The sequence below is a fragment of the Nocardia sp. NPDC049220 genome (genome assembly GCF_040647855.1).
Taxonomy (GTDB): Bacteria; Actinomycetota; Actinomycetes; order Mycobacteriales; family Mycobacteriaceae; genus Nocardia.
The window spans coordinates 207,155-230,449 of record NZ_JBEZDA010000008.1; the positions used below are offsets into that span (position 1 = coordinate 207,155).

A 23,295-nucleotide genomic window follows, 5' to 3' on the forward strand; every position below is an offset into this window, starting at 1 on the left:
GACCGAGGTGTGGTCCGCATGATCACCCTCCGGTTATCGACCCTGGTCCCAGTTCTGGTGTTCGTCTCGGCGGGACTGTTCGCCGCCGCCGCGGTGTCCCCGTTCGACCCACTGGTCGGCTACCTCGGGAGCCGCTACGAGACCACCAGCGAAGCCGACAAGACAGTGCTGGCAGAAACCCTGGGGTTCGGCGACGCGTGGTACCAGCACTACGGACACTGGATCCGTGCTCTCTGCGGCGGTGAACTGGGGACTTCCCGGTCCTATCGCCAACCCGTCGCCCAGGTGCTCACCGATCGACTGCCATGGACCATGCTGCTCGTCACGGTCGGGATGAGCGTCGCGGTCGTGGTCGCGGTTACCGTCGGAGTCTGGACCGGGATCCGTCGCGGTGGAGTCGTGGACCGGGCGACAGCCGCCGCATGTGTTGCCGTACAAGGGCTTCCGCCCTTCGTACTCAGTTTGGCGGCCATCGCCGTGTTCGCGGTCGGGTTGGGGTGGTTGCCCCCTGCCGGTTCGACCGACGCCGGGACCGATGCCGATGTCGAGCAGGTCACGCGACATCTGCTACTGCCCGCGACCGTTCTCGCCATCTCCCAGCTTCCGTGGCTGCTGCTGGCGGTGCGTGAATCGGTATCGACGAACCGGGGAGAGGATTTCGTCGCCGGAGCCGTTGCCCGGGGGATCGACGCGAAGACCGTCACGCGGTGTCACATCGTGCCCGTCTCGCTGGCGCCGTTCGTGACGATCCTCGGTGTGCGGCTCCCCGAGATCGTCGTCGGCGCGGTCCTGGTGGAAGAGGTGTTCGCCTGGCCAGGCATCGCGGGCGCGTTCACTCGCTCGGCGCAAGACTTGGATATGCCGCTGCTCGCTGTGCTCACCGTTGGCGCGACCGCCGCGGTAATGCTCGGGTCGTTGCTCGCCGACATCGCCTGTGTCCTGCTGGATCCCAGGGTGCGCGCCGATGGCTGACCGACGCCTCGGCCTCGCTTTCGCCGTGCTTGCCGGCATCCTCGGGTACGCGGTGCTCGTACCGTGGTTGACCGGAATCGATACCCGCCTCACCGATTTCGCGGTCGCGAGGCAGGCGCCGTCCACCCGGCACTGGTTCGGCACCGATTCCGCGGGCCGGGACCTGTTCACGCACGTCGCTGCCGCCATGCGTACGTCGCTACTGGTCGCGGGTGCGGCGGCGGTGCTGGCAACGGTGCTCGGACTCGTCATCGGGGGCATGTCGGCTTTGGCGGGCGGCGTCATCGACCGCGTGGTCATGCGGCTGGCCGATACTGCCAACGCATTGCCCCATCTACTGCTCGGCATCGTCATCGTCGCGTTGTTCCGTGGCAGCGTGGCAGCGGTGGTGTTGTCGATCGGCCTCACACACTGGGTGCAGGTCGCGCGCGTGGTGCGCGCCGAAACACTGAGCTTGCGCGACCGCGACTACATCGCCGCCGCCGTCCTCGCCGGTGCGGGACACGTGCATATTCTGACCCGCCACCTGCTGCCCGCCGCCGCACCGCAAGCGCTGATCGCGCTGGTGCTGCTGCTGCCGCACGCGGTCTGGCACGAATCCACCCTGTCGTTTCTCGGGTTCGGACTGCCACCGCACGAACCCAGCCTGGGTACCCTCCTCGCCGAGGCACGCAGCTCGCTGCTGCTCGGCGGTTGGTGGACGCTGGTGTTCCCCGCCGGGATGCTCGTGGCGACGACCCTCGCCGTCGCTCTGGCCGGGTCGGCGCTGCGCAGCCGACTGATCCCACCCAAGCCGTCGAAGGTGCTGTGATGGCACCAGAGGCCACCGCCGCCGGTTTACACATACGGGATCTCACGGTCCGAATCCCGGTGTCCCGCCATGCCGTCGTGCACGCCGTGACGGAGCTGACCCTGCGCGTGCCGCGCGGCACGGTGACCGCGCTGGTTGGAGAATCCGGCTGCGGCAAATCTGTCGTCGCCACCACGGTGCTGGGGCAGCTGCCCGAACAGGCATGGGTCACCGGCTCCGTGGAGGCGGTGCTGGACGACCGTGCTCTCGATGTGCTCACCACGAGCATGCCTTTACGCGGCCGGCATATCGGCTTCGTTCCGCAATCTCCCGCAACACATTTCACCCCGGTTCGGACCATCGGCGCGCAACTCGACGAAACGATCCGTGTGCTCGGCGCGTACCGCACACGGGTCGAGGTGGCTGCCCGTGCCGGGCTCGCGGCCGAGGCACTCGACCGGTATCCGCACGAACTGTCCAGCGGCATGGCGCAACGCGCCGCGATCGCCGCGGCGCTGATCGGCGATCCGGAGATTCTGATCGCCGACGAACCGACGTCGAGTCTGGACCGAGAGCGCACCGATGACATCTTCGCCCTCCTGCGTGCGAGCGCCGATACCGGGACCGCGGTGCTGCTGATCACCCACGACCTCGCCGCGCTGGAGCGCACCTCGGTCGCCGACACCGTGGCGGTCATGTACGCCTCCCGTCTGATGGAAGTCGGACCGAATCACGATGTCCTGCATAACCCTTGGCACCGCTACACCCGGGATTTGCTGGCCGCGCTGCCCGAGCGCGGGTTGACGCCCATCCCGCGCACCAGTCCAGAGCTGACCAATCTTTCGCCGGACTGCCCCTACGCGGGCGGCCCCTCCGCGCTCGTCCCGCGCGCAGGACGCTTGGTCCGAGAACGGAGACCTTGATGCTGCGGGCCAGTGTGCTGACTGTCGCCTATCGGGGCACGCCGGTGCTCACCGGCGTCGATTTCACCGTCGAATCGGGCAGCGTAGTCGGCCTCACCGGCGAATCAGGTGCGGGCAAGACTACTCTCGTGCGTACGCTGGCGGGGTTGCTCACTGCGACATCGGGCGCGGTCACCATCGACGAACAGCCCGTGCGGCGATATCGGGCCGCTATCGCCATGGTCTTCCAGTCCCCACGTACCGCGACCAACCCTCGCTACACCCTCGCCCAGATCATCGCCGAACCCGCACGGATTCGCCGCGATGACGCCCTGGACATCGCCGAACTGGCGACCCGGGTAGGGCTGACTCGCGACCTGCTCGACCGGCGACCGCACGAAGTCAGTGACGGTCAGCTCCAACGCGCGTGTGTCGCTCGCGGGTTGGCGCAGCGGCCGCGATACCTGCTGTGCGACGAACCCACCTCGATGCTCGATGCCGCCACCACCGCGTCGATCATCCGGCTGTTGACCGATCAGGCCACCGCCTCCGGCGTCGGAGTCCTGCTGGTCAGCCATGACCGATCTCTGCTGCGAGTCTGCTGCACCTCGATCTCGACGATGCGTGCCGGATCGCTCACCTGACCAGGAGCCGGCGGGGGAGTTGCGCAAGGGTGCGGAGGCCACCGAGAGAATGCCTCAACAAGCGTCCTGTGGTGTATGGCGAGCGCGCAGCGTAGGCACGCCGGGCCCGGTGAGGTCGTCGCCATAGGCTTGCCGTCCCGCCATGGCCATGGTGAGTGCGATAGTCGTTCCGCGGATCGAGGGACCGGTTCCGACAGCGAACGGGCCGTCGGTCGCCTCGAGGCGTAAACCCGCGATGATGCTGCGGCTGGGTACGGTGAAATCGCGGCTGGCGAAGAAGCGGGCGACTGCAGTGGCGGCCGCGACGGATGGCGCGCGCGGCAAGCCGAGAGGGCGTCGGATGTCCTGGGCATGGACGACCACCTCGCCGAGCCAGGCTGCGGTGTGCCCCGACGCCGCGGTGGTGCTGGTGACGACCGCTCGGAACCGTTCGAGGGTTTGGGTCGGGGTCGCACCACGGTGCTCGGCCAGCCGCCGGGAGTTGTGCCGGTCGAAGTCGAACCGGGCACCGAGGACACTCGCCAGCCAGCGCAATCGGCCGATACTCGCGGCTGCGGTCAGGTGGGCGACGACCTCCTCGACCACCCAGCGACCGCACAGCGATCGTTGCGCCCACTGCCGGTCATCCAGCTCGGCGAGGTCATCGGCCAAGGCGGCGCGTTCGGCGTGCGCCATAGCCCAGAGGTCCTCGCGAGACACATCATTCGACATGGGTGTTCCTCCAAATCGAGCGAAGCCGGCCGGTAAGGGCGGCGGTGGCTGTTGGGCACCTCGGCGGGGGCCGTCGGTAGTGCAGTTCATCGTTCTCGAGTGCAGACGATCGCAGTCGCTCGGATTCATCGGTCGGTCCACATCGTCCGAAAGGCTATTCGGCAGGTAGTGCATTGCCGCTCGAACTGGTGCGGTCCAAATCCTGTCGGGTGCGTCGCCGCCGAGAGGTAATTGCCGCCGGCAATTACGGTGTATCCGGCCGTAGCACCGTCGATCCGTACCAGTAGCAGACCAAGAGGGCGAGTTCGATATCGAGTCTGTCTTCGGCGATCGGACTGCCGCGTCGCGATACCGCCCGCCCGACCCGGTATTTGACGGAATTGGAGTGCAGGTCGAGTTCCGCGGCGGCCGCCTTGTAGCTGCCTCCGGTGCGCAGGAAGACCTGGAGAGTCTCGCGCAGCCGGGCGTCGTTGTCGTTGTCGCTGGCCAAGTCGCCGAGTATCTCACCGACCCATTGCCTGACCTCCGTGATTTCGCCGCCGAGCAGGGCCGCCACCGAAACTCCCGGGTCGTCGGCGGCGATGATGGGCAGTTCCCCGTCTCGGCGTGCCAGCGCGACCGTGCGCGCACTCTGCGCGAGCCGATGTGACCGGCGGAATCCGGGCACCCCGGAGGCCAGCGAGCCGATCGCCAACCGTGGCGCATCCGGATGCCCGGTGGCGAAAGAACGGACCCGGTCGATCGCGTCGGGATGCGCGGATCGAAACGGCAGCCACGCCCACGCGCTCATCCGATCGTCGGCGACGAACAGTGGGTTCATCGCGGTATCCGCCGCCTCGGCCGATTCGCGAACGAATCGCTGCAGCCGGGTCAGTTCGTCACCGACGGCTCGGGTGTCCGGATACCAGACGATCAGTGCCAGATGATGCCACTGCAGGGGGTACCGGATCGAGGCGGTGGCTTCGTCGACATCGACGGTTCTGGTCCCATCCAGCACCTCGCGGACGCGGACCGCGCGGACGCTGTTGCTGTCGTCCAGCCACTGCTCGTGCTCGTGTTCGTAGACGGCGATGACGTGCGGGATCACCCGGTCGAGGTACTCGAACAGCTTGGTGGTGATCGCTTCCGCGACGGTGATCCGCTCCATCGGGCCGATGTCCGCCGCCCGCAGTTCCGCGAAGACCATCTCGGTCATCCGCCACTGCCCGACGTGGTACGCGCGAGCCAGCGAAGTGACCGGTACCTCGTGTTGGGCCAACCGCCTGGTGTACTCGATGGCTGCCGCGGGTGGGTGGATCCGTTCTGCCGGGATGTCATGCTGCAAGGCGTGCAGCATCGTGTCGATATTTCCCTTCACGCTGGCCCCGAGCAATTCGATGGTGTGGACGTCGGCACGCAACTCGGGTATCTCTTCCTCGAGTCCGCGGCAGATACACGTGCTGATATCCGTCACCCGCTCGTTCATGCGGGCGGCGATCTTCGAGACGCAGCCACTGACGTCGACTCCACCGTCGCGACGAAAAGTCGTCACCATTTGATGGTAGTTACATTGCGGTGACTGTGGTGACCTGTCGCAAGGGCGAATTGTTCTCCGGCGACAAATCCGGCGACCAATTTGATCGATGTACGACGATGTCGCGGCGCAACGCGATTTCTATCGTTGATGTCATTACCCAGACCCTGCCCAGAGGACCCACATGATCCTGTCGACCCTTCCGGACTGCCGCGCCGCCATCGCGCCGCACGCACCCGCTATCGCCGACGACGGCACCGACCTGGACAACACCGAATTTCTGCGCGCCGTGCAGCGCGCCGCCACCACCTTGCGGGCCGCGAATGTCTCGACCGGCGACGTCGTCGCGACCATGCTGCCCGACACCGCCGCCCTCGTCATCTCGCTGTTCGCCATCTGGCGCCTGGGCGCTGCGGCTGCCCCGATCAACCCGTCCCTGACCGCCCCGGACGCCCACTACCAAATGGGCAACGCGGGCGCGGAAGTTCTGGTCGCCGCGCAACGTCCCGCCTCCGTCGCCCCGGTCCGCGCCGTCATCGTGGCCGACGAACTCACCGCGACCGCCTCCGACGGCCTCGAAGCGGTGCGGCCGAGCGACGATGCACCGGCGCTGATCCTCCACACCAACGGCGGCGCCGGCCGCCCGATGGGCATGATGCTGGATCACATCAACCTCAACGCCATGTGCCGATTGGCGATCGAGGCATTCGGCCTCACCGATTCCGACCACAGCCTGTTGATCCTGCCGTTGTCTCAAATCAACGGCATCGCGGTGGGTGCCTTGTCGCCACTGCTCGCTGGCGGATGCGCGACCATAACCAGCCAGTTCAGCCCTGAGACGTTCTTCGACACCATCGAGCGCAGCCACGCCACCTACTTCTCCATGGTGCCGAAGATGTACACGGCGCTGTCCGAGTTACCCGCGCAAGTGCGGCCGAACACCTCGTCGGTGCGGTTCGCCATCTGCGGTGTCGCGCCCGCCGGCATCGAATTGCAGACCAAGTTCGAACATCGCTATGGCATACCGATCATCAACGGTCGCGGGCTGACCGACGTTCCTGCGCGCGCACGCTGCATCTCCGCACCGGCAGTCGCACGACAGGAACCATCGGAATTGGCACGAGGTACCGAGCGGAATCCCGCGTTACATTGAGTCGCTTGGCTTCGCAACCGGCCGGAGTGATGCGCGATTGACAGCCATATCAAGCCTTTGGGCTATATCAAGACGTGAAGCCTGCCTCTTCGGCTGGAGCGTGTCGTGTGGTGTGAACGTGAGCGTCGCCGCCGGTCAGGATTTGGGATAGCGAAATCCGTACCCGCGCAGAAGAGGGATGGTCGGGCGATAGGTCGTCTCCACTGCGCGCCCATTGGGTGGGCGCGACGGTCGGGATCCCATCGGCCCGACAACTGGTATTCCATCCGAACGGCATGAGATGGACCCGTTCCCCACGTTCTTCAAGGCGTTCGGCGAACTCCGACAACATATCGAGCGTGTCAGCAAGCTCCGACGACACGTCCACGGTGTCGACGGGCGAGACGATTCGATCGGCGGGAGCCACCAATCGGGGGAACCCGTCGATGACAAGGCATGCCGCGTCGGTTGCGGCCGCCAGATGCTTGACCACCCTGACCGCGGAACCCGCCAGCGAACGATCGTCATGTTCGACGCCGACCGTCAGCACCAGACAGTCGAAGAATATGCTTCGCGCCCCCACTCTCGACGGATCGAGGCCGACCCCGCACGGTCCTGGCATCGCAGGTATGTACTCGAATACGCGGCAACGACGGCTGAATATCCTCATCTGGTTACCGATCCTGCTGTAGCGTCACCCGAGTTTTGGATTCGCGAGCGGGATTACGTTTGGATCGGTGCAGACAGCATCGTGATCCGGGGTGCCTCCGCCGGAATGATCCCATCCGGTGTGGTTGTGGCGCCATGCCTCACCACGCTCCAGCAGGTGCACCGGAGTACGCATGAAAACCGATCACCTCCTATCCGAACTGCGCCGAATAGCAAAATATGCGCGACCGCCACAATTACGCGAAGGTCAGCGGAAGTCGGACCCACGTTGCCATGTATGGCGGGCGGCGGGCGGTTACGCGAGTCATGATACGAGACGAAAGATGGAACGGACTTTCCTGTATGCGCAGGAAACTTTTCGCCGAGCGCACAATTGAACCTGCAATCGGCCAGAGTTCGGAACTCATCGCCGCACCGAGCGAGTGCTCGGCATCGGTGGCCTCATGTCCCGCGCCGTGGAACGGGCGAACCGCAGAACCAAGTCAGGGGCGGTCCGACGGCTGTCGCGGATCAGCCTCCCGTCGGGTCGCATCCGACTTCGAGTCCGGATCGACCTTGTCCGCGCGCACCCACTCCTTGTCCAACTCGGCCCGCGCATCCGCCGCCGTGCTCCGATGCGCGTGCGCCTGTTGGGCGAGCTGCTCGGCCTGCGCCGCCTTCGCCTCGCTTTCGGCCTGCGCCGCCCTGCTCTTGGCGGCGGTCTCGTCGGCCCGCGCCTTCTGCTTGCCGACCTCGAATTCCCGTTCCGCCGCGCGGTCACGGATACCTTCGGCTTCGGCCCGCTGGTGTTCGCGGCGTGTGCGCATCAACATCCATATTGCGGCCACGAGTAAAACGGCCACAACGGCGACAATGATCACGATCACAATGGTGGTGCTCATCTTTCGACTCCTCGCACTCTCCCCCTTCCACACTAACGTCACGTGATCACCGCCGAACTGAGAAAATGACCGATCAGACGGTCGAGCCACGATGGGAACGTTGTCCGCCACACTTCTGTGGCGACATGTCGTCGATAGACGTTTGCGCGCGATTCGTGTCTGCCTCGCCTGGTTGCGATTCTTGTTGACCATCCGGGGCGTGATCTCTTTCGCTCGCCGGGTACTTCCGCCACGGTCTTCTGCCCAGCTTTCGATATGTTGGTATTGCTTCTCGCTTGTCGATCCATTCCTTCGGCATCGAAACACCTCCCGGTCGAGTTGCACTCCGTCGCAGCGGAGTGGTTTCAGTGGGCTCTGGGACGCCGGTGCCGAGCGAGTCGCCGTTCAGTCGCGACGCTTAGCGCGCCGATACCGCAGGGTTCACCCGCTTACGCCTGGAATGCTGTGGCGTATTCGCGCGTCACGCCGTGATTGCGCGTGATGCGCATCCGATCCGGGAACCGGCCAGTCGTCGAGGTGGGTGTTCGATTCACGACCGGCGTCGCGCCTTGTCCGACGTCACGGTTCCTCCGTCGAAATCCTCCAGGCACGTGCCGAGGCGACGTGCGGGTGAGCTCGTCGGGCTGAGACCGCGACACCGCGTCCTGAAACAGGGGATGGTCCGGTCGAATCGCCTCCACCTCCGACCGCGCCGGAAGCTCGGGTGGGCGGCGCGTGCAACCACACACGCCGACAACGCATTTCTGGGGACGAAATCGCTACAGTAGAGTGCCCTGATGCCCGAAGTAGCGCATCCCTCTCCAGCGGTGCGTGTCGATGTGGCCGCGGCGTCCGCCAGTACGCTGAACGCGGAGCACGACCTGCTCGCGCCCGCCGATCAGCTGTGCTTCGCCCTCTACTCGACCTCGCGCGCGATGACCGCCGCCTATCGGCCGTTCCTGGACTCGATGGCGATCACCTACCCCCAATACCTGGCCTTGCTGGTGCTCTGGCAGCGGCCAGGCATGACGATGAAGGAACTCGGTGAGCAGCTACGCCTGGATTACGGCACCGTCTCGCCGTTGATCCAGCGACTACAGGCGCGCGGACTGGTGCAGAGTGCGCGTAGTGTACGCGATCGTCGCGCGGTCGAGTTGAGCTCGACCCAGGCGGGGCATGCGCTCCAGCGGCGCGCCACGGAGATGATCGAGTCGGTGCTCGGCGCCGTCGGGTACCCGCTCGACACCATAATCGCGTTGCGCGACCAGATCAACGCGCTCGGCGAGCGCCTGGCAGCAGTTGCTGAGCGCGAGGTGTGCTGAAAGGCGCTCGACCCACGCCTTCGGCGGCGTGAGTGCCGCGATGTCGGTCCCGGTGGCCGCGCCGTGCGCTGCGACTGCCGATCACTGCGGTCAGATCGACATTCTCTGAACTAGTCTCAAACCGCCCAACGGTGTGGCTGGATCAGTGGTTGTTTGCCGCGTGACCCGTAGCGAGTTGAGTTCTGCATGCGGTCTGTATCTCATATGCGAGTTGCTGTTCGGTTCGGCCCCAGTCCGCACCCCACTCGTCCTCGAGATCGAATATCTGGCCGAGTGGAAGTGCGATGACGCTGTCTGCATAGCCAGACTGGGCGACGATCTCGCAAACCTTGTCGAGTATCCATCTCTCGGTGGCTCGGTTGTCGGCGTGCATGCGTGCGAGTTTGGTGAACGCTACCTGGCCCGCGGCCGCGTCGGAGTCCGGGATGGCTGTCGTGCAGTCGGCCAGCGCTTCAGGCAGTATGTCGTGGACCGGATGAGGGTCCGTGCCACTCAACCCAGCCAATTTCCTGAGCGTTTCACGTCATAGCCTTGCACCAGCCAGTGTGCTGCCCAGGGTGGGATCCATTCGGACCGGATGGTGTCGAGTGCTACTGGCCGTGCCTGAATCGGCGAAGCGTCGGGACGGAGCCGCTGGTGATCGAAACGGTGCGGAATATGGTGGACAGGTGCGCATCTTCCTGGCCGGTGCGACCGGCGTTATCGGAGTCCGCCTACTTCCGCCACTGATCGAAGCGGGGCACGTCGTCGCAGGTATGACGCGGTCCGCCGCGAAGGTCGACCAATTGCGTAGTGTGCGAGTGGAGCCTGTTGTCTGCGACGTCTACGACACGGACGCATTGACCGCCGCCGTGGTCGCGTTCCAGCCCGAGATCGTGATGCATCAGCTCACCGACCTGCCCGACGAGGCTGCGCATCTGTCGGAACGAGCCGACGCGAACGCGCGAATCCGGACCGAAGGAACCCACAACCTCATCGCCGCCGCGCGCGCCGCCGGAGCGAAACGATTTCTCGCGCAGAGCATTGCGTGGGAACCCCCAGCTGGGCGCGGTGCGGTGATTCAGGCCCACGAAGCGGCTGTGCTAGACATCGGCGGTGTGGTGGTGAAGTACGGCCAATTCTATGGTCCGGGCACTTATTACGACACCGAACTGCCCCCGCACCCGCGCGTGCACGTCGAAGACGCCGCACGACGGACTGTCCCTTTGCTCGATGTGCCCAGCGGCGTAGTGTTCGTCGCCGACGCGTCCTGAGTACGCCGATCAGGCGGGTGTTCACCGCACGATCCGAGCGCCGGTGGTAACGCAGGCTCAACGTGCCGTAGGTCGGCTCGCAGACCATGGCATATGGGGCAATGTCCTGGTTACTGAACGATTGCCTCGGGGATGCCGAGGAGCGCCGCCTGCACCTCGTGCAGTCGGTCGACGTCACCTCGGATGCCCGCGACATTGTCGTTGTAGAGGAACGCCTCGCCGAGCCGGACCAGCGCGTAGGCGAGCAGCGCCGGTTCGAGCGGCGGTTGGTAGCCGTCCTCCCGCTCGGCGCGGGCGATCAGCTTGCGGACGGTGGTGACGATCAGGGGCTGCACCGGTCCATCGCTCGCGGTCAGAATGCGCAGACCGGACAGCGGCTCGTTCTCGAAGTAGCGACGGAACGGTTCGTTGTCGGTCATCCAGCGGTTGACCCGATACAGCACGTCCAGGATGCGGCGGGCGCCGGTGGAGCGGCGGCGCGCGTCGGCGCGGGTGAGCAGCGCCTCGAACTCACCAGCAAGGACCGCGCCGAGCACACCGTCGCGGGAGCCGAACCAGCGGTAGATCGAGGCGCGGCTGAGCCCCAGTTGCCCGGCAATTGCCTGGATGTCCACCCGCTCGCCGGACAGGAACGCCTGCCGGGCGAGCTCGATGACCTGTGCCCTGGTCGCCGAGGCTGGTCGGCCGGGAGGGCGGGTGGTCCGCTGGCTGGAATCGGTCACCGCGATATGATACATCTTTCAGAAATGTATCGAATCAGGTGTTCCTGGTCAGAACCAGGCGTCCTGCATCTGCAGGGTAGTCCTATCCATACGCGCGAGCAGGTCGAGTGCTGGTGCGGTCTTGGGTAATTCGAAACGGAAGAAGAACCGCGCCGCGTGCCGCTTGCCGTCGTAGAAGTCGCCGGACCGATCGGCGGTGGCAAGGAATTGCTGGAGCCAGATCCAGGCCAGCACGGTGTGCCCGAACGTCTCCAGGTACACCGAGCTGTTGGCCAGCGCGGCCTCGAGGTCGCCAGTGGCGAACATACTCGCGGTCACCTCGACCAGACGCTGCCACGCCGAAACCAGGTCGGCCGCAAGCTCCGCCGCCTCGCCACCCGCCGCGCGCGCGGCGGCGATGGTGGCCCGGACTCGCCCGTCCAGCGCGAGCAGGCTGGCGCCACCATGCTGGGTCACCTTGCGCCCCAGTAGATCCAGACCCTGGATGCCGTGCGTGCCTTCATGGATCGGGTTGAGCCGATTGTCCCGGTAGTGCTGCTCGACGTTGTACTCGCGGGTGTAGCCGTAGCCGCCGAGCACTTGGATGGCCAAACTGTTCGCCTCCAGGCACCACTGCGAGGGCCAACTCTTCGCGATCGGTGTCAGGATGTCGAGCAGGAGGGTCGTAGCGCGCCGGTCGTCTTCGGTGGCCGCGGTGTGCTGTTCGTCGACCAGCCGTGCGCAGTAGAGCACGAGTGCCAGCGCGCCTTCGGCATACGTTTTCTGCGCCAACAGCATGCGACGCACATCGGCGTGCTCGATGATCGGACGCTGCGGTGCGCTGGAATCGGCGGGCAGTTTCGACCGCCCCTGTGGGCGGGTGCGCGCGTAATCGAGCGACTCGAGGTACCCGGTGTAGCCGAGCGCCGTGGCGACCAGGCCGACACCGATCCGCGCCTCGTTCATCATGTGGAACATGTAGGTCAGCCCACGATGCGGCTCACCGACCAGATAGCCGATGGCGCCGGCCGCGCCGCCGGGCGTCCAGCGCCCCTCGCCGAAGTTCAGAACGGTGTTCACCGTGCCGCGGAAACCCATTTTGTGGTTGAGTCCGGCCAGTGCCACGTCGTTGCGCTCGCCGATCACGCCGTCGGCGCCGACCAGGAAGCGCGGCACCACGAATAGTGAGATTCCTTTGGTGCCCGCTGGTCCGCCGGGGATCTTGGCAAGCACGAGGTGCACGATGTTCTCGCCGAGTTCGTGATCGCCGCCCGAGATCCACATCTTGGTGCCGAACAGCCGATAGGTGCCGTCGTCCTGCGGCTCGGCGCGGGTGACGATGTCGGCCAGCGATGAACCCGCCTGCGGCTCCGACAGGCACATGGTGCCGAAGTAGCGCCCCGCGAGCATGGGGCGGACGAACCTCGCTATGTGCTCTGGACTACCGTGGGCAACAAGCAGATTCGCGTTGGCCACAGTGAGGAACGGGTAGCCGGCGGTGCCCGGGTTGGCGGCCTGAAACCAGGCGTAGCTCGCCTGGGCGACGGTCGCGGGCAACTGCGCACCGCCCAGCTCGTAATCCATCGCGGCCGAGGGGAGCCCTGCGTCGGCGAACGCGGCAAGCGCTTTGCTCACCTCGGGGATAATGGTCACGCGTTCGCCGTCGAAGGTCGGCTCGTTGGCGTCGTTGAGTTTGTTGTGCGGCGCGAAATACTTGGTGGCGAGCTGCTCGCTGAGCTCGAGCGCGGCGTCGAAGGTCTCCCGTGAGTGCTCCGCGAACCGCTCACGTTCGGTGAGCGGCTCGACATCCAGCCACTCATACAGCAGGAAATCGAGATCGCGCCGGGACAGCAAGGTCGACCGCATCAGCCCGTCCTTTCGAGACAAATTTAATCGACTGTATCTTACGGGAAGTGATGGTCGGTGATTCGGCCCTCCGGGTCGAGCAGGCCGCGGGGCGGCGTCGATGAGTTTCTTCCGCGCACGGCGACCGACCCGAACCGCCTCGACGCGCACAGACATGGCGTACTCCGTGGCGGGCGCGGAGGCGAGCATCGACCCCGGCTTGGTTGGGCTGGTGCAGACCCACGGTCCCGGTACGCCGGTCGGTGACCCGATCGAGTTCCGCACGTTGTCGCACCGCCCCGGTAGCTCTAGGGTTCTCGGCGATGTCGGCACCGGATGGACCGGGAATGGACGACCCTGGGAGATCCGGCAGGAAAGGGCCACGCTCGCACGCGCCACGCAGGCACTGAACTACGACTACACCGTGTCTCGGTGCTATTGATCACCGCGGATTCGACTGCCCTCTCGCTGCCAGGCAGCGCATCCCTGAAGTATTAGCCGTGCAACGGTGTTCGTGTTCATGCCACACGATGACCACTCGGTTCATACACTGGACGCACGGTTGACTCATGGATCGCCGTACGAGAACTGAGCTGACCCGGAGGCAACATGGACCTGGGTGTATTCGACGGTTCGTACCGCACCGATCCCACGTCGATTTGGCGTGCACTGCTGGATTCCGCGCAGACCGTTCATTATGCCGACGACCTCGGAATGTGGTTGATCACCGGGTACCGGGAGGTTCGGGAGATCTTCGGCGACAGTGAAACTTTCGCCAATGCGTTGACTCTCGCCCCCGTGTACGAGATGTGCCCGAAGGCATTACAGGTGGTGGCGCAGATCGAGGCGCCACCGACCACTGCTGCCGCGGACGCTCCGGTCCACCCGCGCACCCGTAAGGCGCTGCGGGCGGTCTTCGGCACGACCGCGAAGGCGGCGGCCGAGCAGTACGGGCAGATCGTGGAACACCGCGTCACCGAATTGGTCTCCCGCCTGGTCGCGCGGACCGGGCAGACCGTGGATCTCATCCCCGAGTTCACCGCTGTGCTCCCGTTATTGGTGATCGTCGACATCCTGGGCGTGCCGGCTGAAGACATCCCGCGAATCAAGCGTTGGTCCGATGGACAGATCGCCCTCATCTGGGGCTTACCCAGTCCGCAGCAGCAAGTTGAGCTGGCGCAAGGTCTGTTGGAGTTTTGGCGATACTGCCGCAGCCTGGTGACCGGTCGACTCTCGCACGCGGGCTCGGGTACCGATTTCGTGAGCCGGGCCCTGCGCTACCGCGACGGGGACGACGCCACACTGACCCTGGACGAGGTCGCCAGTCTTGCCTTCAATCTCCTGGTCGCCGGACACGAAACCACCGCCGGGCTGCTGACGCACGGACTCGATCAGGCGCTCTCGGTCCCGGACCGCTGGAACCACCTGGTGCACAATCCCGACGACGTCTCCGCGTTCGTGGAGGAAACACTCCGATTCGGCCCGGCGATCGACGGCTGGACGCGTGTGACCACCAAGGAGATTACCGTCGGGTCGACCACCATACCGGCCGGCGCACGCTGCCTACTACTGATCGGCGCCGCCAACCGTGATGCCGCGGTGTTCCCCGCGCCCGACGCATTCGACCCGCGACGCGTCACAACCAAGGACCATCTGTCTTTCGGCTACGGCGTCCACTACTGTGTCGGCGCAGCGTTGGCCAGGCTGGAGGCGGGCGCCGCGTTACGCGCGTTGGCCGCCGCGCTGCCGGGGCTGCGCCTCGCGTCAGAACACCGCACCGCCTTCCACCCCAACGTGGCTTTCCCATCCCATCGGAGTCTGTCGGTCGTCATCGCCCCGGCAGTATGACGTGGGCGTCGCTCGGCCGGGGTTCCCGGCCGGTGTCGACGAGGTCTGCCGTCCTGCGGGCTCAGTCCAGTCGGGTCAGACGCGCGATGATGGTGGCGGCCATCGACGCGGGGTCGCCGTGGTCGGGGCGCAGGACGATGTCGGCGTTCGCCGGCGGCTCGTAGGGATCGTCGATACCGGTGAAATTGCGGATCTCACCCGCGCGCGCCTTGGCGTACATGCCCTTGGGATCGCGGGCTTCGCACACCGCCAGCGGGGTGTCGACGAAGACCTCGAGGAACGGCAGGCCCGCCGCCTCGTGCCTTTCCCGTACCCGGTCCCGGTCGGCGCGATAGGGGCTGATCAGCGAGACCACCGCCACCACACCGGCTTCGCCGAACAGCCTGGCCACCTCGCCGACGCGCCGGACGTTCTCCCCGCGATCCGCCGCGCTGAACCCGAGATCGGCGTTGAGCCCGTGCCTGAGGTTGTCGCCGTCGAGCAGGAATGCCGGCCGTCCCGCCGCTACCAGTCTGCGCTCCAACTCCACGGCGACCGTGGACTTGCCGGAGCCGGACAGCCCTGTCAGCCAAACGGTCAGTCCTTGCGTGGCGCGCTCGTCGCGCTCGACCGCGGTGGCATGCCAGACCACCCGGGAGGAGGGCAGGCTCGGACCGGTGATCATACCGGCGCCGACGGTGTTGTTGGTGGCGTCGTCGACGAGGATGAAGCTGCCGGTAGCGCGGTTGCGGCGATACGGGTCGAACAGCAATGGTCGACGTGTACGCAGTTGGACTCGACCGATCTCGTTGAGCGACAACGACTCCGCGTCTTCGTCGCGATGCAGTGTGTTGACGTCGAGTCGGTAGTCCAGGGTGCGGATCTCGGCGGTCGCCGCCCGCGTGGTGTGCCGGATGGTGTATATCGCGCCCGGCGTGAGCTGGGCGTCCGCGGCGAACCAGCACACCATCGCGTCGAGGTCACGGGCTGCGCATGGACGGTTGTTCGGTCGGCAGATCAGATCGCCCCGGGAGATATCGAGTTCGTCGGTGAGCTGGATCGTGACCGCTTGCGGAGGAAAGGCTTCCGCGACCGGTGTGCCACCCGGTCCCCAGATCGCCTCGACGGTGGTGGTGAATCCCGAAGGTAGCACCACTACTTCGTCGCCCGGCTTGAATACTCCGCCCGCCACGGTTCCGGCATAGCCGCGGAAATCCTGAGCGTGCCTGCGCGTCACGTATTGCACCGGGAAGCGCGCATCGATCAGGTTGCGATCCGAGGCGATGTGTACCTCTTCGAGATGGTGCAGCAGGGGAGTGCCTTCATACCACGGCATGCTCGCGCCGCGGTGTACGACGTTGTCGCCGTGCAGCGCCGACACCGGCACGAACGCGAGGTCGGAGACCTCCAGCTTGGAGGCGAACCGGGTGAATTCCGCACGGATCTGCTCGAACCGATCTTGCGACCAACCGATCAGGTCCATCTTGTTCACGCACAGCACCAAGTGCGGGATGCCGAGCAGGCTCGCGAGGAACGCGTGGCGGCGGGTCTGCTCCACCACGCCCTTGCGGGCGTCCACCAAGATCAGGGCGAGATCGGCCGTGGAGGCGCCGGTCACCATGTTGCGGGTGTATTGGACGTGCCCAGGGGTGTCGGCGATGATGAATTTTCGTCTCGGCGTAGTGAAATAGCGATGTGCGACATCGATGGTGATGCCCTGTTCACGTTCGGCGCGCAGTCCGTCGGTCAGCAGTGCGAGGTTCGGGTAGTCGTCGCCGCGGTCGCGGCTGGTGCGCTCCACCGCGGCGAGCTGGTCGGTGAAGAGGGTCTTGGAGTCGAACAGCAGACGACCGATCAGGGTGGACTTGCCGTCATCGACGCTGCCCGCGGTGGCCAGCCGCAACAGTGTGGTCGTCATCAGAAGTAGCCTTCCCGCTTGCGATCTTCCATGCCTGCCTCGGAGATGCGGTCGTCGGCGCGGGTGGCGCCCCGCTCGGTGACGCGCGCAGTCGCTACCTCGGCCACCACCTCTTCCGGGGTGGCCGCGGTGGATTCGACGCAGCCGGTGCACGTCGCGTCGCCGACGGTCCGGAACCGAACGGTGGCGTCGTAGGGCTGCTCGCCGTCGAGGAGTTCCAGAAAGCGGGTGTACGCCAACAACATTCCGTCGCGTTGCACTACGGGCCTGCGATGCGCGTAGTACAGCGCGGGGAGCTCGATACCCTCGGTGGCGACGTAGTTCCAGATGTCCAGTTCGGTCCAGTTCGACAACGGGAATACCCGGATATGCTCGCCCGCACCGTGTCTGCCGTTGTAGAGGTTCCACAATTCGGGGCGTTGGCTGCGTGGATCCCACTGGCCGTACTCGTCGCGGAAGCTGAAGACCCGCTCCTTGGCGCGGGCCTTCTCCTCGTCGCGACGTGCCCCACCGAAGACCGCGTCGAAGGAGCCCTCCTGGATCGAGCGCAGCAGGGTAGTGGTCTGCAGGCGGTTGCGGGAGGTTCGCGGGCCGGTCGCCTCGACCACCCGGCCGGCGTCGATGTCGTCCTGTACTCGCCCGATTACGAGGCGTAGCCCCAAGCGTGCGACCGTCTGGTCGCGGTAGGTGATGACCTCATCGAAATTGTGCCCGGTGTCGATGTGCAGCACCGGGAACGGCGGCGGCGCGGGCCAGAAGGCTTTTGCCGCCAGGTGCAGCATCACCACCGAATCCTTGCCGCCGGAGAACAGCAACACCGGGCGTTCGAACGTTGCTGCTACTTCCCGGAATATGTGCGCCGACTCGGCCTCGAGCGCGCCCAGGTGAGGTAGCTCGTAGCTGCCCGTCGTCGACTTCACGTACTGGCTCACACCGCAAAATTAGAACACGTTTCGGTGATTGGTCAATGGTTTGTGCCCACCAGAACTCGCCGTCACCGCATCGGCCGCGGCGACCAGGGCCGTCCCTCGTCGCGCGATGTCGGCGCCGGTGATCGACGCGCCGACGTGCATGGTGAGCACCATGTTCTGCCTGCCGTCGCCGCGATAAGTCGGCGCGGCGAGCAGACTCACCGCGTGCTCTTTGCGTGGACGCAGATCTGCGCCGAGATAGACCCGCTCGCCGAGGCTTGTGACCAGCTCGCCGACCAGTTCGCGAAGTTCGTCGGGCAGATCGCGGTTGGCGACGCCGGCCAGGAGCGAATACAACCTGCGACCGGCTGCGGTGGTGCTCTCCACCAGGAATCCGCGCTCGCGGCACTCGGCGACGACTTGGCGTAATCGGGCTTCGTCCTGTTGCAAGGGCACTGCGGGCGGTTTCGCCAGCCAAGCGTCGAAGGCCGCGTCGGTGTCCCAGAGCACGTACATCAGGCCGACCGGTGGGGCGAAATGGTACGCGGTACCGACCTTGACCGGGCCCGGCCCGGTGCTTTCCAGCACCATGATCTGCTCGCCGATCACGGCCGACGCGGTGCAGGTCGTGCGGTAGCGGTCGGTGAGTTTCTCCAGTTCGACCCGGGCGAGTGCCGAGATGGCGAAGTTGTCCTGCGCTGCCCGGCCCGCGGCGATCAGCGCGGGCCCGAGGCCGTAGCTGAGCGTGTGGGCGTCGCGCACCAGGTACCCACCTGCGGTCAGTTCGGTGAGGATGCCCAGGCAGGTCGGTTTCGCCAGGTCGAGCGCGCGAGCGAGCTCGGAGAGTCCGAAGCGTTTGCCTCGATGCTCGACGAAGAAATCGAGTACCTGAACCACTCGCGCGGTGGGTGCGGATCGACGGCCGACCATTGACCACTCCTGGAACACGTTCTAATCTCGCTATGGATGAAATGTACCAGAGTGGTACGTATTTGGAACACTGGAGAAGCCTCTTGCTGACACAGCCGTTCGCGGACGCCATCGCCGCCGCCGAGCAGATCATCACCGGAGCCAGGCATATCCGTACCGAACAGGACCTCATCGAGGGCTACGACTATCTGGCGGGCAGCATCCGCGCCTCGCTGCAGATGGCCTGGGCCTATGAGCGGGACTTCCCGTTCTTCGTGCAGTCCACCGGGCCGTACACGAAAATGGGGCTGGACAATCCCGACACCCTGTATTTCCACGCCTACCTGCGGCCGGACGCGGAGTACGTGGTGAACGGCACGCGCGGCAGCACACGGGACCTGAGCTTTCAGGTGCTCAACGGCGACTACTCGCCGGTGGATGTGCCCGACAGCCTCACCGCCTTCGACGACCGCGAACTCGAGATCGGCCCCGACGGGCGCTATGAGCTCCGGTTCGGTCCCGGCCCGGCACGTCCCGGCTACGTGCACCTGGGCCGCGACGCGGCGATGCTGATAGTGCGGGAGGTGCACAGCGATTGGTCGACCGAGAAGCGGGGCGCCCTCCGTATCCAGCGAATCGACCGGATCGGCGAGACCCCGCCGCCGCTGACCATGGACCTGCTCACCAAACGATACGGCGTGGCTGGCAAAATGCTGGTGGCCCGGCTGCAAACCTTCCTGGCCTTTCCGGAATGGTTCTATCTGAACTTGCCGGTCAACACGATGACCGAGCCGCGCTCCACGCCGGGTGGGCTCACTACGCAATTCTCCTCGGTGGGCCACTACGAGTTGGACAACGACCAGGCGATGCTCATCACGGTGCCGAAATCCGACGCGCCATACCAGGGGTTCCAGCTCGGCAGCATGTGGTACCTGTCGCTGGATTACATCAACCACCAGACCAGCCTCACCGCGGACCAGGCGCACGTGGACCGGGACGGAATGATCCGCCTCGTGGTCAGCGAGCGCGACCCCGGTCTGGCCAACTGGATCGAACGCACCGGGCACGCGCGGGGATACCTGCAGTTGCGCTGGCAGCGGCTGTCCAGGGACATGAAACCTGACGACGGTCCGACCGTGGAGGTGGTGTCGGTCGACGACCTACCCGAGCGATTGCCGTTCTATGACCAGGCGCGCGTCACGCCACGGCAATGGCGCGCGCGGATCGCGGCACGGCAGGTCGCGGTCGCGGAGAGGATGCTCGGGTGAACTCGGTGCAGGACCAGGTGGTCGTGGTCGCTCGCGTCGGACCAGGTTTTGGGCACTCGATCGTGGTGAGCCACCTTCGCGCAGCGCTGACGATCCCGACCGGGTGCGGGTATCCCGCACAGACACCGAGGAGATGAAACGTGATCGGCAGAGACGACGTGGGGACCATCGGCGATCTGCATGCGTCGGCGACCAAAGTCGTCGGACTGAACGACTTCGGGGCCGACGATTACCGCAACGGGCTCGGAGTGCTACTCGAGTCGTATGCCGAGGACGCTGAACTCACGCCGCTCGGTAACAAGGTGCATCGCGCTTTCCTGCGCGGCGCGCTGATCGCGCGGCTGCTCAGCGAATCGGCCTGGCAGCGTTTTCCGGAACACGCCGAAGTGCCGATCGAGCGGCCGATCTTCGTGACCGGCCTGCCGCGCTCGGGCACGACGGCGGTGCACCGGCTGCTCAACGCCGACCCGGCGCACCAAGGGCTCGAGATGTGGCTCACCGAGATGCCGCAGCCACGTCCGCCACGCGACACCTGGACGAGCAACCCGGTGTATCAGCGTCTCGCGGCCGCCTACGAGAAGCATCACGTCGAGCATCCGGAATTCATGGGTGTGCATCACATCTCGGCCGATCAAGTGGAGGAATGCTGGCAGTTGCTGCGGCAGTCGGCCATGTCGGTGTCTTACGAATGCCTGGCTTATCTTCCCGGCTACTCCACGTGGTTGCGCGGCAGGGACTGGGCACCCGCATACCGCAGGCATCGGCGTAACCTGCAGCTGATCGGCCTGCCGGACGCCGGCAAGCGGTGGGTGCTGAAGAATCCGAGCCATCTGTTCGCCCTCGATGCCCTCTTCGAGGTCTATCCGGACGCGTTGATCATCCAGATGCACCGCGATCCACGGACCATTATCGCCTCGGTCTGCAGCCTGAACGAGCAGGCGTCGGCCGGCTGGTCGGAGAAGTTCCGTGGGCCGGTGGTCGGTGCGACGCAGTTGGATCTGTGGGCACGCGGCGCGGACCGCTTCCTGATGGACCGCAAACGGCACGATCCCGCACAGTTCTGCGACATCGACTACGACGATTTCGTCAGCGATCCGATCGGCACGGTCGAGTCGATCTACCGGTATTTCGAGCTACCGTCGACCGAGCAAGCGATCTCGGCGATGGCGGCGTTGCACGCGCAGAGCAGGTCGGGCGCAGCGCGCCCTACGCACCGATACACCCTCGCCGATTTCGGGCTGACCGCCGATCAGGTGGACGCTCGGTTCGCTGCCTACCGGGAAGCTCATTTCCCAGGGCGGTGATCGGACGGCGCACACCGGTCGTTCGAGAAGATCGGCGCGTCCGAGGCCGACCACCATGACACCTCGCGCGTCCATCTCGTCGGGTCGAGTGGCGACAGTGCTGTTATACAACTCTTTTCCGCGCGGGCGCGGAGGGCTACGGGTCAGCGCTCAACCTGTCGCGGCTTGCGACAGGTCACGGCTGCCCCGGCTGGAGCACGATGAACAAACCATGGGCTTCGGCACACAGACGCTCACCGTGGTGCAACGTGGCGCGGACGTATACCTTTCGCCCTTCTTGCCGTTCGGCCCAGGCATGCACCTTCAACTCGGTGTTCAACGGGGTGATCGAACGGTAGTCGATGGTGAGCGAGGCGGTTCTGGTCACCGCGCCCGCGTGGACGGCTGCGGCCATGCCGAGTAGATCGTCGAAGCCGATCGCGATCTGACCGCCGTGGGCGGCGTTGTTCCCGCCGAGATGGAAGGTGCGGAAGGTGACCCGGGCGTCGACGCCATCGCGATCCACGTGGTCGATGAAGAACGGCGGCAGCGTGATGTTGCCGCGCGCGGGCAGGTCGAACCGAGTCCAGGTGGGGGTCGACCACTCGTCCACCACTGCGTCGTCGAGCCGGTCGTTGAGTTCCTTCAGGACACCGATCGCTCGCACCGCCAGCTCGTCGGAGGGACAGGCCAACCGGGCGCGGTCCATCAGGCCACGGATCTGCTCGATGAACTCGCCGTAGTGCGGTCCACCGCGAGTGATGTCGATGTCCTGCGCGGCCTCGTGCGCGGCGATCAGCTCGGTCATCGGCCGGAACCCGCCCTCATGGTGTTCCTGGTTCGGCAGTGCGTCGGCCTGCTGTTCGGTCATAGGAACAAGTTATAGGTTGCCGGTCAAATGCTCGCCGGGCGGGTGCGGAGGTCCCGCCGACCCGAACTGCTTCCCCTAGGCTGGGGCGCGATCAACACACTCATTTCCGGGTGCGACACCGGATGGGCAGCGGGCCGAGTCGAGCGTCGGTCCGTATCGACACCTGACCGGCTCGGCTGGCGAAAGGCTTTGTGCGCATGGGTATCACGGCGGTCGTGTTCGACATGGACGGTGTTCTGCTCGACTCCGAGCCGGTATGGGAGGGCGTACGTCGCGCCTACGTCGCGGAGAAAGGCGGGCAGTGGCTGCCCGACACCCAGCAGCGTCTGATGGGTATGAGCACCCAGGAATGGTCGGAGTATCTCAGTGGTGAACTCGGGGTCCGCGAGCCGCCGCAGACCGTGGCGCGGGAGGTGATCGATAGGATGTCCGAGCACTACGAGGATGGGGTTCCGCTGCTGCCCGGCGCCGTCGAGGCGGTGCAGCGGATGAGCGAGCGATGGCCGCTCGGTCTGGCCAGTTCGTCGCCGCGCCGCCTGATCGATGCGGTGCTCGGCCGGACCGGTCTGATCGAGTTCTTCACCGTCACGTTCTCCACCGAGGAGGTCGACCGCGGCAAGCCCGCACCGGACGTCTACACCGAAGTTGCGACGTTTCTGCGTAAACAAGCCGACGAGTGCGCCGCCATCGAGGATTCGAGCAACGGCCTGCGCTCGGCCCACGCCGCCGGAATGCGCGTTATCGCTGCTCCGCGGCCGGAGTACCCACCCGCGCCTGATGCGTTGGCCCTGGCCACCCGGGTGATCTCTGGTCTCGACGAGTTGACCCCGGCGCTGGTCGGCGATTGATCCGCGACTGTGAGTCAGCGGCGGTAGGAACTCAGGGGTTCCGGTAACGGTGGCAGGGTCGTCCTCGAGCCGGTGCGGCAGCGGCCCGATGTTGGCGTGGCGAGGCCGCGCCTGTGTTAGGGAGCGCCAGGTCATCGGCGCGGGGC

At 65.8% G+C, this 23,295-nt stretch carries 23 protein-coding genes; 12 read left to right on the forward strand and 11 right to left on the reverse strand.

The window, feature by feature from the left end; all coding sequences use genetic code 11:
• Positions 1-18 precede the first annotated feature (18 nt).
• The 4 genes from AB0C34_RS19695 to AB0C34_RS19710 are packed head-to-tail and all read left to right on the forward strand — an operon-like array spanning position 19 to position 3,308.
• Positions 19-972: an ABC transporter permease gene (locus tag AB0C34_RS19695; RefSeq protein WP_357074611.1), complete on the forward strand. Its 954-nt coding sequence runs from the start codon at positions 19-21 to the stop codon at positions 970-972.
• Positions 965-1,783 carry an ABC transporter permease gene (locus AB0C34_RS19700; protein ID WP_357074614.1) on the forward strand — a complete coding sequence of 273 codons (819 nt, stop codon included), beginning with the start codon at positions 965-967 and terminating at the stop codon, positions 1,781-1,783. Before AB0C34_RS19695 ends, AB0C34_RS19700 begins: the two co-directional genes overlap by 8 nt.
• On the forward strand, positions 1,783-2,685 hold the full coding sequence (locus AB0C34_RS19705; protein WP_357074617.1) for an ATP-binding cassette domain-containing protein: 903 nt from the start codon (positions 1,783-1,785) through the stop codon (positions 2,683-2,685). The genes AB0C34_RS19700 and AB0C34_RS19705 overlap by 1 nt, the downstream gene beginning before the upstream one ends.
• Entirely contained in the window at positions 2,685-3,308 is a 624-nt protein-coding gene (locus AB0C34_RS19710; RefSeq protein ID WP_357074620.1) for a dipeptide/oligopeptide/nickel ABC transporter ATP-binding protein, read from the forward strand. The genes AB0C34_RS19705 and AB0C34_RS19710 overlap by 1 nt, the downstream gene beginning before the upstream one ends.
• A 54-nt stretch (positions 3,309-3,362) precedes the next feature.
• Here the strand turns inward: AB0C34_RS19710 and AB0C34_RS19715 are convergent, their stop codons facing one another.
• Together AB0C34_RS19715 and AB0C34_RS19720 are read right to left on the reverse strand one after the other, a co-directional pair.
• Entirely contained in the window at positions 3,363-4,019 is a 657-nt protein-coding gene (locus AB0C34_RS19715) for a maleylpyruvate isomerase family mycothiol-dependent enzyme (protein WP_357074622.1), read from the reverse strand.
• A 244-nt stretch (positions 4,020-4,263) separates the two neighbouring features.
• On the reverse strand, positions 4,264-5,550 hold the full coding sequence (locus tag AB0C34_RS19720; protein WP_357074625.1) for a helix-turn-helix domain-containing protein: 1,287 nt from the start codon (positions 5,548-5,550) through the stop codon (positions 4,264-4,266).
• A gap of 166 nt (positions 5,551-5,716) precedes the next feature.
• On the opposite strand from AB0C34_RS19720, the gene AB0C34_RS19725 reads away from it, so the two are divergent.
• Complete coding sequence (locus AB0C34_RS19725; RefSeq protein WP_357074628.1) at positions 5,717-6,685, forward strand: AMP-binding protein; 969 nt, start codon at positions 5,717-5,719, stop codon at positions 6,683-6,685.
• 67 nt (positions 6,686-6,752) lie between these two features.
• Here the strand turns inward: AB0C34_RS19725 and AB0C34_RS19730 are convergent, their stop codons facing one another.
• A complete protein-coding gene (locus AB0C34_RS19730) occupies positions 6,753-7,247 on the reverse strand; it encodes a hypothetical protein (protein ID WP_357074631.1) in 495 nt (164 codons plus the stop codon).
• Between the two features lie 568 nt (positions 7,248-7,815).
• Positions 7,816-8,214, reverse strand: a complete 399-nt coding sequence (locus AB0C34_RS19735) for a hypothetical protein (protein ID WP_357074634.1) — start codon at positions 8,212-8,214, stop codon at positions 7,816-7,818.
• Positions 8,215-8,990: 776 nt separating this feature from the next.
• On the opposite strand from AB0C34_RS19735, the gene AB0C34_RS19740 reads away from it, so the two are divergent.
• Entirely contained in the window at positions 8,991-9,515 is a 525-nt protein-coding gene (locus AB0C34_RS19740) for a MarR family transcriptional regulator (protein ID WP_357074637.1), read from the forward strand.
• A 142-nt stretch (positions 9,516-9,657) separates the two neighbouring features.
• Here the strand turns inward: AB0C34_RS19740 and AB0C34_RS19745 are convergent, their stop codons facing one another.
• A complete protein-coding gene (locus AB0C34_RS19745; protein ID WP_357074641.1) occupies positions 9,658-10,011 on the reverse strand; it encodes a hypothetical protein in 354 nt (117 codons plus the stop codon).
• Positions 10,012-10,183: 172 nt separating this feature from the next.
• Here AB0C34_RS19745 and AB0C34_RS19750 point away from each other — a divergent pair, with 172 nt between their 5' ends.
• Positions 10,184-10,768, forward strand: a complete 585-nt coding sequence (locus AB0C34_RS19750) for an NAD-dependent epimerase/dehydratase family protein (protein ID WP_357074644.1) — start codon at positions 10,184-10,186, stop codon at positions 10,766-10,768.
• 110 nt (positions 10,769-10,878) lie between these two features.
• On the opposite strand, the gene AB0C34_RS19755 is transcribed toward AB0C34_RS19750, so the two are convergent.
• Positions 10,879-11,490 (reverse strand): QsdR family transcriptional regulator, encoded by a 612-nt coding sequence (locus tag AB0C34_RS19755; protein WP_357074647.1) that lies wholly within the window; start codon positions 11,488-11,490, stop codon positions 10,879-10,881.
• A gap of 48 nt (positions 11,491-11,538) precedes the next feature.
• The gene (locus AB0C34_RS19760) at positions 11,539-13,335 is read right to left on the reverse strand and encodes an acyl-CoA dehydrogenase (protein WP_357074650.1); all 1,797 of its coding nucleotides are present in this window, start codon (positions 13,333-13,335) and stop codon (positions 11,539-11,541) included.
• 100 nt (positions 13,336-13,435) lie between these two features.
• Between AB0C34_RS19760 and AB0C34_RS19765 the strand changes: the two genes are divergently transcribed.
• Both AB0C34_RS19765 and AB0C34_RS19770 read left to right on the forward strand, forming a co-directional pair.
• The gene (locus AB0C34_RS19765) at positions 13,436-13,756 is read left to right on the forward strand and encodes a hypothetical protein (protein ID WP_357074653.1); all 321 of its coding nucleotides are present in this window, start codon (positions 13,436-13,438) and stop codon (positions 13,754-13,756) included.
• A 167-nt stretch (positions 13,757-13,923) separates the two neighbouring features.
• Complete coding sequence (locus AB0C34_RS19770; RefSeq protein ID WP_357074656.1) at positions 13,924-15,162, forward strand: cytochrome P450; 1,239 nt, start codon at positions 13,924-13,926, stop codon at positions 15,160-15,162.
• Positions 15,163-15,223: 61 nt separating this feature from the next.
• Here AB0C34_RS19770 and cysC read toward each other — a convergent pair whose 3' ends face one another.
• From cysC to AB0C34_RS19785, 3 genes are read right to left on the reverse strand one after another with little or no spacing between them, the layout of a single operon-like run.
• Positions 15,224-17,059, reverse strand: coding sequence for an adenylyl-sulfate kinase (gene cysC / locus AB0C34_RS19775; protein ID WP_357074659.1), 1,836 nt, complete (start codon positions 17,057-17,059; stop codon positions 15,224-15,226).
• Positions 17,059-17,991: a sulfate adenylyltransferase subunit CysD gene (gene cysD, locus AB0C34_RS19780; protein ID WP_357074662.1), complete on the reverse strand. Its 933-nt coding sequence runs from the start codon at positions 17,989-17,991 to the stop codon at positions 17,059-17,061. Before cysD ends, cysC begins: the two co-directional genes overlap by 1 nt.
• A gap of 9 nt (positions 17,992-18,000) precedes the next feature.
• Positions 18,001-18,900 (reverse strand): helix-turn-helix domain-containing protein, encoded by a 900-nt coding sequence (locus tag AB0C34_RS19785; RefSeq protein WP_357074665.1) that lies wholly within the window; start codon positions 18,898-18,900, stop codon positions 18,001-18,003.
• Between the two features lie 83 nt (positions 18,901-18,983).
• Between AB0C34_RS19785 and AB0C34_RS19790 the strand changes: the two genes are divergently transcribed.
• Both AB0C34_RS19790 and AB0C34_RS19795 read left to right on the forward strand, forming a co-directional pair.
• Positions 18,984-20,147 carry a hypothetical protein gene (locus AB0C34_RS19790; RefSeq protein ID WP_357074668.1) on the forward strand — a complete coding sequence of 388 codons (1,164 nt, stop codon included), beginning with the start codon at positions 18,984-18,986 and terminating at the stop codon, positions 20,145-20,147.
• A 140-nt stretch (positions 20,148-20,287) separates the two neighbouring features.
• Positions 20,288-21,451 carry a sulfotransferase gene (locus AB0C34_RS19795; protein WP_357074671.1) on the forward strand — a complete coding sequence of 388 codons (1,164 nt, stop codon included), beginning with the start codon at positions 20,288-20,290 and terminating at the stop codon, positions 21,449-21,451.
• Positions 21,452-21,626: 175 nt separating this feature from the next.
• Here the strand turns inward: AB0C34_RS19795 and AB0C34_RS19800 are convergent, their stop codons facing one another.
• Positions 21,627-22,301: a PaaI family thioesterase gene (locus AB0C34_RS19800; protein ID WP_357074674.1), complete on the reverse strand. Its 675-nt coding sequence runs from the start codon at positions 22,299-22,301 to the stop codon at positions 21,627-21,629.
• Between the two features lie 197 nt (positions 22,302-22,498).
• Between AB0C34_RS19800 and AB0C34_RS19805 the strand changes: the two genes are divergently transcribed.
• Positions 22,499-23,149, forward strand: a complete 651-nt coding sequence (locus AB0C34_RS19805) for an HAD family phosphatase (RefSeq protein WP_357074677.1) — start codon at positions 22,499-22,501, stop codon at positions 23,147-23,149.
• Positions 23,150-23,295 lie beyond the last annotated feature (146 nt).